This is a genomic window from Actinocrinis puniceicyclus (genome assembly GCF_018283645.1).
GTDB classification, from domain to species: Bacteria; Actinomycetota; Actinomycetes; order Streptomycetales; family Catenulisporaceae; genus Actinocrinis; species Actinocrinis puniceicyclus.
Genome location: NZ_JAGSXH010000063.1, coordinates 1 through 13086, shown reverse-complemented (window position 1 = coordinate 13086; position 13086 = coordinate 1). Strand labels below are relative to the sequence as shown.

At 69.3% G+C, this 13086-nt stretch carries 14 protein-coding genes and 1 riboswitch; of the genes, 1 reads left to right on the top strand and 13 read right to left on the bottom strand.

Features of this window, described 5'->3' with window-relative positions; all coding sequences use genetic code 11:
* Positions 1 to 2: 2 nt before the first annotated feature.
* From KGA66_RS31695 to glyA, 13 genes are all read right to left on the bottom strand, one after another.
* Entirely contained in the window at positions 3 to 308 is a 306-nt protein-coding gene (locus KGA66_RS31695; protein WP_312886962.1) for a DUF2550 domain-containing protein, read from the bottom strand.
* 486 nt (positions 309 to 794) lie between these two features.
* Entirely contained in the window at positions 795 to 1199 is a 405-nt protein-coding gene (locus KGA66_RS17675; protein WP_211469252.1) for a F0F1 ATP synthase subunit epsilon, read from the bottom strand.
* A 116-nt stretch (positions 1200 to 1315) separates the two neighbouring features.
* On the bottom strand, positions 1316 to 2749 hold the full coding sequence (atpD, locus tag KGA66_RS17670) for a F0F1 ATP synthase subunit beta (protein ID WP_211469251.1): 1434 nt from the start codon (positions 2747 to 2749) through the stop codon (positions 1316 to 1318).
* A gap of 55 nt (positions 2750 to 2804) precedes the next feature.
* Entirely contained in the window at positions 2805 to 3713 is a 909-nt protein-coding gene (locus KGA66_RS17665) for a F0F1 ATP synthase subunit gamma (protein ID WP_211469250.1), read from the bottom strand.
* A 56-nt stretch (positions 3714 to 3769) separates the two neighbouring features.
* Positions 3770 to 5410, bottom strand: a complete 1641-nt coding sequence (gene atpA, locus KGA66_RS17660) for a F0F1 ATP synthase subunit alpha (protein ID WP_211469249.1) — start codon at positions 5408 to 5410, stop codon at positions 3770 to 3772.
* A 117-nt stretch (positions 5411 to 5527) separates the two neighbouring features.
* Positions 5528 to 6340 (bottom strand): F0F1 ATP synthase subunit delta, encoded by an 813-nt coding sequence (locus KGA66_RS17655; RefSeq protein WP_211469248.1) that lies wholly within the window; start codon positions 6338 to 6340, stop codon positions 5528 to 5530.
* Entirely contained in the window at positions 6340 to 6903 is a 564-nt protein-coding gene (locus KGA66_RS17650; protein ID WP_211469247.1) for a F0F1 ATP synthase subunit B, read from the bottom strand. Before KGA66_RS17650 ends, KGA66_RS17655 begins: the two co-directional genes overlap by 1 nt.
* A 39-nt stretch (positions 6904 to 6942) precedes the next feature.
* On the bottom strand, positions 6943 to 7185 hold the full coding sequence (gene atpE / locus KGA66_RS17645; RefSeq protein WP_211469246.1) for an ATP synthase F0 subunit C: 243 nt from the start codon (positions 7183 to 7185) through the stop codon (positions 6943 to 6945).
* An 82-nt stretch (positions 7186 to 7267) separates the two neighbouring features.
* Positions 7268 to 8080 carry a F0F1 ATP synthase subunit A gene (gene atpB, locus KGA66_RS17640; protein WP_211469245.1) on the bottom strand — a complete coding sequence of 271 codons (813 nt, stop codon included), beginning with the start codon at positions 8078 to 8080 and terminating at the stop codon, positions 7268 to 7270.
* Positions 8081 to 8206: 126 nt separating this feature from the next.
* Entirely contained in the window at positions 8207 to 8479 is a 273-nt protein-coding gene (locus KGA66_RS17635; protein WP_211469244.1) for an AtpZ/AtpI family protein, read from the bottom strand.
* Positions 8480 to 8612: 133 nt separating this feature from the next.
* Complete coding sequence (locus KGA66_RS17630; RefSeq protein ID WP_211469243.1) at positions 8613 to 9014, bottom strand: Cg1360 family ATP-synthase-associated protein; 402 nt, start codon at positions 9012 to 9014, stop codon at positions 8613 to 8615.
* Between the two features lie 223 nt (positions 9015 to 9237).
* Positions 9238 to 10521 carry an MraY family glycosyltransferase gene (locus tag KGA66_RS17625; RefSeq protein ID WP_211469242.1) on the bottom strand — a complete coding sequence of 428 codons (1284 nt, stop codon included), beginning with the start codon at positions 10519 to 10521 and terminating at the stop codon, positions 9238 to 9240.
* Between the two features lie 159 nt (positions 10522 to 10680).
* Complete coding sequence (glyA, locus tag KGA66_RS17620; protein WP_211469241.1) at positions 10681 to 12012, bottom strand: serine hydroxymethyltransferase; 1332 nt, start codon at positions 12010 to 12012, stop codon at positions 10681 to 10683.
* Positions 12013 to 12407: 395 nt separating this feature from the next.
* Positions 12408 to 12604, top strand: a riboswitch (cyclic di-AMP (ydaO/yuaA leader).
* A 6-nt stretch (positions 12605 to 12610) separates the two neighbouring features.
* On the opposite strand from glyA, the gene KGA66_RS17615 reads away from it, so the two are divergent.
* The coding region (locus KGA66_RS17615) for a transglycosylase family protein (protein WP_211469240.1) at positions 12611 to 13086 on the top strand (476 nt) is incomplete at its 3' end.

Here is a 13086-nt window from a genome sequence, read left to right as displayed (position 1 = left end):
GCTCAGGACACCCGGCTGACGTTCTGTCCGGGCGGGGCCGCCTCAAGCCAGGACAGGAACCCGGTCAGCGCGTCCGGTGCCATCGCCAGCTCCACCAGGCCCGTACCGAACGTGCACTCCACTATCGTCCAGCCGGGGAAGAGCGCCAGTTCGTCCTCGCCCTCCGCGTCGCGGCGGCCGACCACTTCCAGGTCGCGGCGCGTGAGCACCGCGGCGGGTCGATACGCGTAGGAGAAGATGCGGTACCAGTCGATCCGGTCGTTCTCATACTGCGCTATCCCGTACGACCAGCCTCGGCCTGCACGCACGGCCGATGCACTGAGCGGGGTACGTGAGCCACGTTCGGACGCCGATGGGTGCCCGTGCGCGTCGCCACCGCCTTCACCGCCGTCCGAGGGCACAGAACCGCGGTCGTGCACACGGGCGCCGAAATGCACCGCAGCCCGCGCCGACCCCGGGGTCAGACGCAGGCTGCAATCGAAAGTGCCGCCGCGGCGGCGGATCACCACCCGCCGGGCGAACAACGTGCCTATGGCACACAACAACATAAGTGCCACGGCCGCGAGCCACTCCAGCAGAGCGGTGACGATCATCATCGACACCGCCACCGTTCGCCGCGGCCGCTCACCGTTGTGTGCACGATTCTCCGTTGTCCTCGCTCACTCGCACCGGTGTCCTCCACGTGACTACGCGCTCACACTACGCGTCGCCAAGTACCGGTACTACGCACTCTCACTACCATCCGACGTCACTCGTGTACGTAGTATCCCGTGCGTTAGCGAAGTTTCGTGCACCTACTGCGCAGTAGCCCTTCCGGTGGCGCGAAGACGCAGCTCAGCGCGCTCAGCCGCGGCCTCGGAGTCGCGGTCGAACTCGCCGGCGCGAGCCCGGGCCAGCGCCTCCTCGGCGCGCGGGACGTCGATCTCACTCGCCAGTTCCGCCGCCTCGCTCAGCAGCGAAACCCGGTTCTCGTCCACGGCGATGAAGCCGCCGTGCAGCGCGACCCGCAGGACGTCGCCCGGCGCGCCGTCCACCACAGTCTTGATCACGGCCACCGAGGGCTTGAGCACCGACATGATCGGCTGGTGGCCGGGCATGACGCCGACGTCGCCGTCGGCCGTCTTGGCGATCACCATGGACGCCGTGCCGGACCAGACCTCGCGGTCGGCCGCGACCAGCGCCACTTCGAGTTCAGCCACGGTGCGGCTCCTCTGCTCGCTTGATGCTCTCGTTGTTGCGGCAGTCGCGGCCGGGCGTCGGGGAAGACGCCTCCCCGGCACCCGGCCGGCCGACTACCACCGGACGGGAGGACCGACTACTTGGTCAGTTCCTTGTACTTGCGCTCCAGGTCCTCAAGACCACCGCACATGAAGAACGCCTGCTCCGGCACGTGGTCGTACTTGCCGTCGGCGATCGCGGTGAAGGCCGCGATGGTCTCGTCCAGCGGCACGAACGAGCCCTCGATGCCGGTGAAGATGCGCGCCACGAAGGTGTTCTGGGAGAGGAAGCGCTCGATCCGCCGCGCGCGCTGCACGGTGATCTTGTCCTCCTCGGACAGTTCGTCCACACCCAGGATCGCGATGATGTCCTGGAGGTCCTTGTACTTCTGCAGGATCGCCTTGACCCGCGAGGCGGTCTCGTAGTGCTCCCGCGAGATGTACCGCGGGTCGAGGATCCGGCTGGTGGAGTCCAGCGGGTCCACGGCCGGGTAGATGCCCTTCTGGGTGATCGGGCGGCTGAGCACCGTCGTGGCGTCCAGGTGGGCGAAGGTGGTGTGCGGCGCCGGGTCGGTGATGTCGTCCGCCGGCACGTAGATCGCCTGCACCGAGGTGATCGAGTGACCACGGGTGCTGGTGATCCGCTCCTGTAGTTCACCCATCTCGTCCGCCAGGGTCGGCTGGTAACCCACCGCGGACGGCATACGGCCGAGCAGCGTGGAGACCTCGGAGCCGGCCTGGGTGAACCGGAAGATGTTGTCGATGAACAGCAGCACGTCCTGCTTCTGCACGTCGCGGAAGTACTCCGCCATGGTCAGCGCCGAGAGCGCGACCCGCAGGCGGGTGCCCGGCGGCTCGTCCATCTGGCCGTAGACCAGCGCCGTCTTCTCGATGACGCCGGTCTCGGTCATCTCCGCGATCAGGTCGTTGCCCTCGCGGGTGCGCTCGCCGACGCCGGCGAACACGGACACGCCGCCGAAGTTCTCCGCGACCCGGTAGATCAGCTCCTGGATCAGCACGGTCTTGCCCACGCCCGCGCCGCCGAACAGGCCGATCTTGCCGCCGTTGACGTACGGGGTGAGCAGGTCGATGACCTTGATGCCGGTGGTGAACATCTCGGTCTTCGAGTCGAGCTGGTCGAAGCTCGGGGCCTTGCGGTGGATGCCCCACCGCTCCTTGACCTCGAATCGCTCGCCCTCCTTGAGGTTGAGCACATCGCCGGTGACGTTGAACACGTGGCCCTTGGTGATGTCGCCCACCGGCACCGAGATCGCCTCGCCGGTGTCCTTGACCTCCGCGCCGCGCACCAGGCCGTCGGTCGGCTTCATCGCGATGGCGCGGACCATGTTGTCGCCCACGTGCTGGGCGACCTCGAGGGTCAGCGTGCGCGTCTCGCCCTGGAAGTCGTAGTCGATCGTCAGCGCGTTGAAGATCTGCGGCATCGCGTCGACGGGGAACTCCACGTCGACGACGGGGCCGATGATCCGCGAAACGCGGCCGACGCCGGTCGTGTTCTGCGTGGTCGTCGTCATCTCTTCTCCGTCAAGGTTTCAGCGGCCCTCGGTACTGATCGGCGCTGTCTCATGGCTACTGACTCTCCGCTGAGGCGTCGGCCAGTGCGTTCGCGCCGCCGACGATCTCGCTGATCTCCTGGGTGATCTCCGCCTGGCGGGCCCCGTTGGCCAGCCGGGTGTACTGCTTGATGAGCTCGGTGGCGTTGTCCGTCGCCGACTTCATCGCCCGTCGCCGCGCCGCGTGTTCCGAAGCCGCCGACTGAAGCAGCGCATTGAACAGCCGCGCCTTGATGTAGTGCGGCAGCAGCGCGTCGAGGACCTCGGCCGGTGAGGGCTCGAACTCGTAGAGCGGGAAGACCCCGCCGACCGGGGCCTCGGTGGTCTCCTCGATCTCCAGCGGCAGGAAACGCGCCACCACCGGGCTCTGCGAGAGCATCGAGACGAAAAGGGTGGAGACCACGTGGATCTCGTCCACGCCGCCGTTCTCGCCGCCCTTCTCGAAGGACTCGAGCAGCGCGTCTCCGATCGCCGCCGCGTCGCCGTACTGCGGGTTGTCGGAGAATCCGCTCCACTCCCCGGCCATCGGCACGCCGCGGAACCGGTAGTACGCGGCGCCCTTGCGGCCGACCACGTACCGGTCGACCTGCTTGCCCTCGCCGGCGAGCAAGGCGGCCAACTGCTCGGCCTGCTTGATCGCGCCGGTGTTGTACGCGCCGGCGAAACCACGGTCGGCGGTGATCAGCAGGATCGCCGCGCGCAGCAGCCGCGGACGCTCGCCGATCAGCGGGTGCTTGGCGTTGGAGTGCGAGGCGACCGCGGAGACGGCGCGGGTGATCTCGCGCGCGTACGGGGTCGACTGCGCTACGCGCTGCTGCGCCTTGACGATGCGCGCGGTGGCGATCAGCTCCTGAGCGCGGGTGATCTTCTTCGTCGAGGAGACGGACGCGATGCGGCGCCGGTAGTCGCGAAGTTGGGCTCCCACTGCCTCAGCCCTCCCTTCCGGATTCGTCGAACTGCATGCTGGTCACGGTAGGCGTCCTAGCCCTTCGTGTGCCGGGTGATCGTCTCCTGGCCCACCTGCGAGGGGTCGAGCGGGGCGGCCACGTCGCCGCCGCGCAACAGCGTGCCGTCGGACTTCTCGAAGGTGTTCTTGAACCCGTCGACCGCGGAGCGCAGCACGTTGATCGTGTCGTCGGAGAGCTTGTCGTTCGTGGCCGCGATGCTCTGCAAGATCTCCGGGTGCGCGGACTTGAGGTGGTCGAGGAACTGCCGCTCGAAGCGGCGGACGTCCTCGACCGGGATCTCGTCCAGCTCACCGGAGGTGCCCGACCAGATCGAGACCACCTGGTCCTCGACCGGGTACGGGGTGTACTGCGGCTGCTTGAGCAGCTCGACCATGCGCTGGCCGCGGGCGAGCTGCGCCTTGGATGCGTCGTCCAGGTCGGAGGCGAAGGCCGCGAACGCCTCCAGGTCGCGGAACTGCGCCAGGTCCACGCGCAGCGAGCCGGAGACCTGCCGCATCGACTTGACCTGCGCCGCGCCGCCGACCCGGGAGACCGAGGTGCCGACGTTCACCGCGGGACGCACGCCCGAGTTGAACAGGTCGGTCTCCAGGAAGCACTGGCCGTCGGTGATGGAGATGACGTTGGTCGGGATGAACGCGGAGATGTCGTTGCCCTTGGTCTCCACGATCGGCAGTCCGGTCAGCGAGCCGGCGCCCATGTCGTCGGACAGCTTCGCGCAGCGCTCCAGCAGCCGGGAGTGCAAGTAGAACACGTCACCGGGGTAGGCCTCGCGGCCCGGCGGGCGGCGCAGCAGCAGGGACATCGCGCGGTACGCCTCGGCCTGCTTGGACAGGTCGTCGAACACGATCAGGACGTGCTTGCCGGCGTACATCCAGTGCTGGCCGATCGCGGAACCGGTGTACGGCGCGAGGTACTTGAAGCCGGCCGGGTCGGACGCCGGGGCGGCGACGATCGTGGTGTACTCCAGCGCGCCGTTGTCCTCCAGCGCCTGGCGCACCGCGGCGATCGTGGAGCCCTTCTGGCCGATGGCGACGTAGATGCAGCGCACCTGCTTCTTCGGGTCGCCGCTGTCCCAGTTCGCCTTCTGGTTCAGGATCGTGTCGATGCAGACCGCGGTCTTGCCGGTCTGCCGGTCGCCGATGATCAGCTGGCGCTGGCCGCGGCCGATCGGGGTCATCGAGTCGATGGCCTTGATGCCGGTCTGCAGCGGCTCGTTGACCGACTGGCGCTGCATGACCGAGGGCGCCTGGAGTTCCAGGACGCGCCGGGACTCCGCCTCGATCGGGCCGAGGCCGTCGATCGGGTCGCCGAGCGGGTTGACAACCCGGCCGAGGAAGCCGTCGCCGACCGGGGTGGACAGGATCTCGCCGGTGCGCCGGACCGTCTGCCCCTCCTCGATCTCGGCGTAGTCGCCCATCACGACGACGCCGATCTCCCGCACGTCGAGGTTCAGCGCGATGCCGAGGGTCCCGTCCTCGAACTTCAGCAGCTCGTTCGTCATGGCCGAGGGCAGGCCCTCGACCTTGGCGATACCATCGCCGATCTCGGTGACCGTACCGATCTCGTCGACGTTCGCGGCCGAAGGCTCGTACGACGAGACGAAGCGCTCCAGCGCGTCCCGAATCTCCTCGGGACGGATCGTGAGCTCCGTCATGAGTCTTCCCTTACTCCCTTAGGTTCCTCGGGGCCTTCGCCCGCGATTTCGGTACTGCGCGCCCTCGGTCGGAGGGCCACGTCTTGCCGGCGGGTCGCCGGGTCGCCGCTGCCTGCGTTACTGCGATACGCGCCGCGCGGCCTCGGCGAGGCGCCCGGCGACCGAGCCGTCGATGATGTCGTCGCCGATCCGGATGGTCAGGCCGCCGATCAGGTCCTGGTCCAGCTCGACGTTGAGGCGGATCTCCCGGCCGTAGGCCCGCGCCAGGATGCCCGTCAGCCGCTCGCGCTGCGCCTCGGTCAGCGGCACCGCGGCCGAGACCAGGGCGGTGACCCGGGACCTGCGCTCGGCCGCGATCCGGCTGAGCTCCTCGACCCCGGAGACCACGGAGCGGCCGCGCGGAGCGGCCACCAGCCGGTGGATCAGTCGCAGCGCCGACGGGTTCGCCTTACCCGCCAGCAGCGAGTCCACCAGCGCGGTGCGCTGGGAGGCCGGGATGCGCTCGGAGAGCGCGGAGGCCAGTTCGGGCTCGCCGACCAGGATCCGGCCGAAGCGGAACAGGTCGTCCTCAACCGCGTCGAGGCTGCCGGCCCGTTCGGCCAGCGACAGTTCCGCCTCGGTGGCCAGCACGTCGATCGCGTCGGCCAGGTCGCGCGGAGCCGACCAGCGGAACCGTACGGCGCCCGCGACCAGTTCCACGGCCGGGTCGCCGGCCTTGCCGGACAGCAGGGTGGTCACCAGCTGCGAGCGCTGCTCCGGGTCCCGCGACGGGTCGGTCAGCAGCCGGCGCAGCGCCACGTCGCCGTCGAGGGCCGCGCCGATGGCGGCCAGGTCGTCCGACAGCTTCGTGACGTCGGTGGCCGGCACCACGGTGAGCGCGGCCAGCGCCTCCTGCGCCTGCTGCAGCGATTCCCGACTCGCGCCGCGCATCAGCTCACCTGCTCGGCCGCGGCCGCGCCCTGGACACCGAGCCGGGCGTCCAGCTCGTCGAGGAAGCGGTCGATGATCCGTTCCTGCAGGGCGGCGTCGGTCGCCCGCTCTCCGACGACCTTGTCCGCCAGCTCGACGGCGAGCTTGCCGAGGTCGGCCTTGAGCACGGAGACCGCGGAGTTGCGGTCGGCGGCCAGCTGAGCGTGCCCGGCGGCGACGATGGACTCGCGCTGCCGGTTGGCCTCCTCGCGGGCCTTGTCCACCAGCGCGGCGCCCTCGGCCTGGGCCTTGGTGCGCACCTCGGCCGCCTCATGCCGGGACTCGGCCAGGCGCGCGGTGAAGTCGGCCTTGATCCGCTCGGCCTCGGCCTGCGCGGCCTCGGCCTTGAGCAGACCGCCCTCGATCGCCTCGGTACGCTCCTCGAGCAGCTTCCTGATACCGGGCAGCGCCTTGAGGTACAGGAAGAAGAACACGATGGCGAACGCCAAGATGCCGAGGATCAGCTCAGGGCCGTCCGGGATGACCGGATTGGGGGCGGCCAGAATCGTGACCTGGGGTCCCACGGTATTGCCTCCTTAAGGCAGTCGTCCGTGAGGAGCGGTTTACTTGAAGACGAACGGCATGACGATGCCGAGCAGCGCCAGCGCCTCGGTCAGCGCGAAGCCGATGAACATGTTCGTGCGGATCATGCCGGCCGCCTCGGGCTGGCGGGCCATCGCCTCGACGCCGTGGCCGAAGATCAGGCCGATGCCGACGCCCGGGCCGATGGCCGCGAGACCGTACGCGATCGCGCCGGAGTTGCCGGTGAAAGCAGTGCTCGAGGCGAGGATGTGAAGCGCGGACATTGGTTGCGTTTCCTTCGGGTCGAACCGGCGGCTCTCCACCGGTGGGCTTGTGGGGACGTCCTGTTCGGACGCGTGGTGCAGCTCAGTGCCCGGCGTTGTAGGACTCGCCGATGTACTGCGCGGTCAGGATCGTGAAGATGTAAGCCTGCAGGGCCTGGATCAGCATCTCGAAGGCGGTCAGCACGACCACCATCACGGCCGATCCGGCCGCGAACAGCGCGCCGATCGACGCGCTGGTCAGGTACCAGGTCGCGATCATGAAGGTGGCCAGCAGCATGTGACCGGCGAACATGTTCGCGAACAGCCGGACCATCAGGGTGAACGGCTGGATCACCAGGACCCGCAGCCACTCGACCGGGATCAGGATGACCATGACCCAGACCGGCACGCCGGTGGGGATCACCTTGCGCAGGAAGCCGAAGAAGCCCTGCTGTTTGATCGCCTGATACCAGTAGGTGAGGTACGTCATGATCACGCACGAGGCCGGGAAGGCGATCTTCGAGGTCGCGGGGAACTGCGCGATCGGGATGATCTCCATCAGGTTCATCGCCCAGATGAAGAAGAACAGCGAGAACAGGAACGGCACGTAGCGGTCCCCGGCCTTGCCGATCATCGGGCGGGCCAGCTGGTCCCTGATGAAGAGGTATCCGAGCTCTCCGATGTTCTGCGCGCCGCGCGGCACCAGCTTCGGCCGGCGGAACGCGTAGTAGAAGAACACGCACACGATCGCCGCGGACAGCAGGGCGATCAGCATCGGCTTGGTGAAGTGGAACCCGCCGATGGAGAAGATCGGGCTGAAATAGAAGTCGTCGAGCGACGGCGCGGGGAAACCGCACCCGGAGCCCAGGTGGCAGCCGGAGGCGAGCAGCGTGCTCGCGGTTGCCGTGGTACTCACCGGTTCACTCCTTCGGCTTGGCGCATCGCAGTCGCCGGGGACTGGGACTTGGGTTTGGAGGGTCTGTGCGGGTCTGGCGCGAGACCGGTCCGGTCGGCGGTCCGCTTGGGGTTCGGGGGCACGACACTACTTGCGCCGGGGCTTCTCGTCCGCCATCCGGCTCACCGAGTGGATCGTGTACCAGGTCGAGAGCGCCACGCCGAAGAGCACGCCGAACAACAGCAGGATCGGGTGTCCGGTCCACCGCCCCAGAAGGTAGCCGAATCCGCCGTACACGACGATGGCGGAGACCATGTGCCCGAGGATGCCCCACATCGTGGCGTCGGTCTTCCTGGCCTCTGCCAGCGCCGGCTCGTCGGCGGCGGGCGGCTCAGCGGGTGTGCGGGTCGTCGGGCTCATCGCCCGCCCCGGTGCGCGCTCCCGCGTGCTCCCGGCACAGCTCGGCCCCGCGGCGGCGCCGCAACGAGTGGCCGGGACGCGCGCGGTGGCTGATCCGGGCGGCGGCTCGTCGAGGCATGGCGGTCATCGGGGATCACAGCTTCCCGGGCTCGACGTAGAAGGTCTTCGCCTTCATCCACGCACGCACCTGGAAGCCGCTCCAGCACAGGACGCACGCGATGGCGGTGAACCCGAAGGCACGGCCGTTGAACAGCGTGGTGTCCCGGAACTGGGCGGTGACCACCGCGAGAACGATGATCTTGACAAGGTAGGTCGCCAGCGCGGTGACCATCATGCTCTGCGGGCCCAGCCGCGCCGCGCGGCCGACCACGACCGTCGAGATCATGAAGAACAGCGTGACCATCAGCAGCGCGAGCGCCGCGCCGAGCGCTCCCTTGCCGCCGACGACCGCCCCGGCGACGGCGGCGCACGCGACGGCCACGACCGCCGTCGGCACGGCGGACTGCCGTAGCGCGCGGACGTCGTCGGCCTGCATGGTGTGGCTCCGGGTGGCTCGTGCGGTCTGGGCTCGGGGTCACGGGAAGTACGGGCAGGAGCCATCGGCTCCGGTCGAATCCTGGACGGTTCCTTGCTCGTGAAACCTATCACAAGTACAAGAGCGCGTCTTTACCCGGTGGGGGTGGCCTCGATCACGCGTGACACGCGGCGCGGACCGGAGAATTTGCTCCCGGACCGCACGGGCCGGTCACACCGCCGCCTCACCCCGGCGGCCTGCGGGTATCCGCGGCGCTGTGCACCAGATCCGGCAGCTTCCCGGGCCTCGGCCCGGATCCGTGCTGGAGCACCGCCGCGGCGGGAGCGACCCGCCGGCCGGTGCGCGCGGCGTGCCGGGCGTCGCGCCGGTCCGCGCGCGCGTCCATTCTCCTGCGCGCCTGCGGCAGCAGAAGGACCAGAAGGCCGAGCACGAGCGCGCCCATCGCGACGAGGATCGGCGGACGGTGTTGCGGCGTGACCGTCACCAGGATCACCGCCGCGGAGATCAGCGCCGCCCAAAGGTACATGATCACGACCGCGCGCTGCCTGGAGTGGCCGATCTCCAGCAATCGGTGGTGCAGGTGCTGCTTGTCCGCCGAGAAGGGCGAGCGCCCGGCTGCCGTGCGCCGGACCACCGCCATGACCATGTCGATCATCGGCAGCGCCAGGCAGGAGAAAGGCAGCACCAGCGGGATGTAGACCGCGAGGCTCTTGTGCGTGGCCGCGGTCTGCGAGTGCGCCGCCTGCACGACCTGGTCCGGGTCCACCTGCCCGATGGCCAGGATGGTGGTCGCGGCAAGCAGCAGGCCCAGCAGCATCGAACCCGAGTCGCCCATGAAGATCCGCGCCGGCGACCAGTTGTGGCACAGGAAGCCGAAGCACATGCCCGCCACGATCGCGGCGATCATCACCGCGGGCGCGGCCGCCGTGATGAAGTAGCCGACCTGGAGCCGGTAGGCGTAGGCGAAGAACGCGAGCGCCGCGATGGCGCACATGCCGGCGGCCAGCCCGTCGAGCCCGTCGACGAAGTTGACCGCGTTGATCATGACGACGACGACCAGGATGGACAGCACGGCCGCGGTGGTCGGGTCGAGCCCGACGGTGCCGTAGCCGGGAATCGGCAGCCAGTTGATCTGCACGCCGCTGAGCACCATCACGGAGGCGGCGAAGATCTGTCCGGCGAGCTTGACCAGCGCGTCCACGCCCCAGCGGTCGTCGACGACACCGAGCGCGATCAGCAGTCCGGAGCCCCACAGCAGGCCCGGGATCGCCAGGGATTGGGTGTAGACCCGCTCGTGCAGCATCGGCATCCGCGCGGCGAAGGCGAGGGCTGCCATGAAGCCCAGGTACATGGCGACGCCGCCGAGCCGCGGGGTGGGTACGGAGTGCACGTCCCGCTCGCGTACCTCGGGGGCCGCGCCGAAGCGAATGGCGGCCACGCGGACGAGCCCGGTGGTCAGATAGGTGACCACCCAGGCGACCGCCATGACGACCAGATACTCGCGCATCTAGCTTCGCTCGCCGCCTTCCGGCCGGGTCGGGATCCTCCCGGGGTTATCGACTCGTCGACTCGGCTCGCTCTCGCCTCGTCGGCGATCAGCGTACGCCGTCTCGTCGAGTCAGACGCCGCGCGGCGCGTCCCGGTTGCCCGGCCGGGCCGCCTGCTGTTAGCCGTACAGCGGGAACTCGCGCACCAGCTCGGCGACATCCTTCTGAACCGCCGGGGCGCCGGCGCCGTCCGCGTCCCGCACCGCCCGGCCGATCAGGGCCGCGATGCGTTGCATCTCCGGTTCCCGCATGCCTTGCGTGGTGACCGTAGCGGTGCCTACCCGCAGGCCCGAGGTGACCATCGGCTTGGCCGAGTCGTACGGCACACAGCTGCGGTTGATCATGATGCCGGCCCGTTCGCAGCGCAGCTCCGCTTCGCGGCCGGTGACCTTGGCGCCGGCAGCCGTGCGCACCCCGCCGCCGGCCGCGCCGCGCAGATCCAGGACCGCCAGATGCGTGTCCGTGCCGCCCGACACCGGCCTCATGCCCTCTCGCGCGAGAGCCGCGGCCAGCGCACGCGCGTTCGCCACGATCTGCGCCGCGTAAGCGCGGAACTCCGGCTGCGCGGCTTCCGCGAACGCCACCGCCTTCGCGGCGACGGCGTGCATCAACGGACCGCCCTGTGCGAACGGGAAGACCGCCCGGTCGATCGCCGAGGCCAGTTCGGCCCGGCACAGGATCGCCCCGCCGCGCGGCCCGCGCAGCGTCTTGTGCGTGGTGAAGGTGACCACGTCGGCATAGGGAACGGGCGAGGGGATGGCGCGCCCGGCCACGAGACCGGCGAAGTGTGCGGCGTCGACGAGCAGGTACGCGCCGACCTCGTCCGCGATCGAGCGGAACGCGGCGTAGTCGATCAGCCGCGAGTAGGAGGTGGCGCCGCAGATGATCAGCTTCGGCCGGTGCGTCCTGGCAGCCTCGCGCACCTTGTCGTAGTCGATCAGCTCGGTCTGTTCGCCGACCGGGTAGCCGACCGTGTCGAACCAGGTTCCGGAGAAGTTGCCCTGGGCGCCGTGAGTCAGGTGGCCGCCGTGTTGCAGCGCCATGGCCAGTACGCGGTCGCCCGGGGTGAGCAGGGCCGCGTACACGGCGAGGTTGGCGGCGGCTCCGGTGTGCGGCTGGACGTTCGCGTGCTCGGCGCCGAACAGGGCGCGGGCCCGCTCGATGGCAAGACGCTCGGCCTCGTCCACCTGGGCGCAGCCGCCGTAGTAGCGGCGCCCCGGGTAGCCCTCCGCGTACTTGTTGGAAAGCACCGAACCGAGCGCGGCCAGCACCGCGGGCGACGTGGGGTTCTCGCTGGCGACCAGCTGCAGCGTGCCGCGCTGCCGCTCCAGCTCGTCCAGCAGCACGCCGGCGATCTGCGGGTCCGTGCGCACCAACGCGCCGTAGTCGGGGCCGAAGAAGGGGGCGATCGGCGCTGCGGTGGTGGACCGGGGAGCGGCGACGGGGGACATGACCACGCTCCAAACTTCGCGCCGCGCCGGGAAGATCGCGCGGTTTGCGGTTATATGCCGGATCTTTTTCTCACACCTTAGGCCGCGAGGGGCGATCCGGCACGGTCAACGCATCACCCGAACGGCTGGCGGACGGTCGGCACCCGGCGCGAAGCCGCGTCGGGAAAGCGGTGACTCGGCCGTCACGATGCGCCATGGATATGACTCAGAGCACTGGAACCAGTGCGGACAGTGCGAATGAAACCCTTACCGCTCAACGGAAAGTCGTGAATCAATGACCGATAGTTCATGTGAGATGCCCCACAGAGGCCTGAAGTTGAGTTTCGAAGCGCGGCCTGCCTACGGTCGAACTCGTCCGCCAACGCGGGCACCGTGGCCGGCACGCCGAATCCTGCCCACCGTCCACGCCGCACCCAGACCTGACGGGCAGGAGCGGAGGAACCACTTTTTCCGCCGGACACAGGGCGACTCCCGCGGGGAGCGTTCGAATATGCAGTCCGGCTCGGGGTGAATCCGCGCGCTTCGCGGTAGGGCCACCAACTCTTCGGCCCGAATCCGACAGCTCACTTCGCAGGCGTGGGAGAGGAAACGCTTTTCCATGGCCATTCGTCGTGCCTCCAACGTGTCCGAGCAGGCTCAGGCCGCTGGGCGCCATCGCAAGACCTCTTATGCCCGCCGTCTGGTCGCCACCGCGGCGGCCGCGGGCGCCGGTATCACGATTCCGCTGGTCGCCGCGGGCGCGGCACACGCGTCCTCGGTCAACTGGGACGCCGTCGCGCAGTGCGAGTCCGGCGGCAACTGGGCGATCAACACCGGCAACGGCTTCTACGGCGGTCTGCAGTTCACCGAGTCGACCTGGCTCGCCTACGGCGGCGGCTCTTACGCGCACTACGCCAACCAGGCTTCGCGCACCCAGCAGATCGCGATCGCCGAGAAGGTGCTCGCCGGGCAGGGCATCGGCGCCTGGCCCGTATGCGGCAAGCGCGGCTACACCTCGGGCGGCAGCTACACCACCACCAACGCGAACGGCGCGGGCGGCTCCGGCGCCGGCCATGTGTCGACCACGCACAAGTC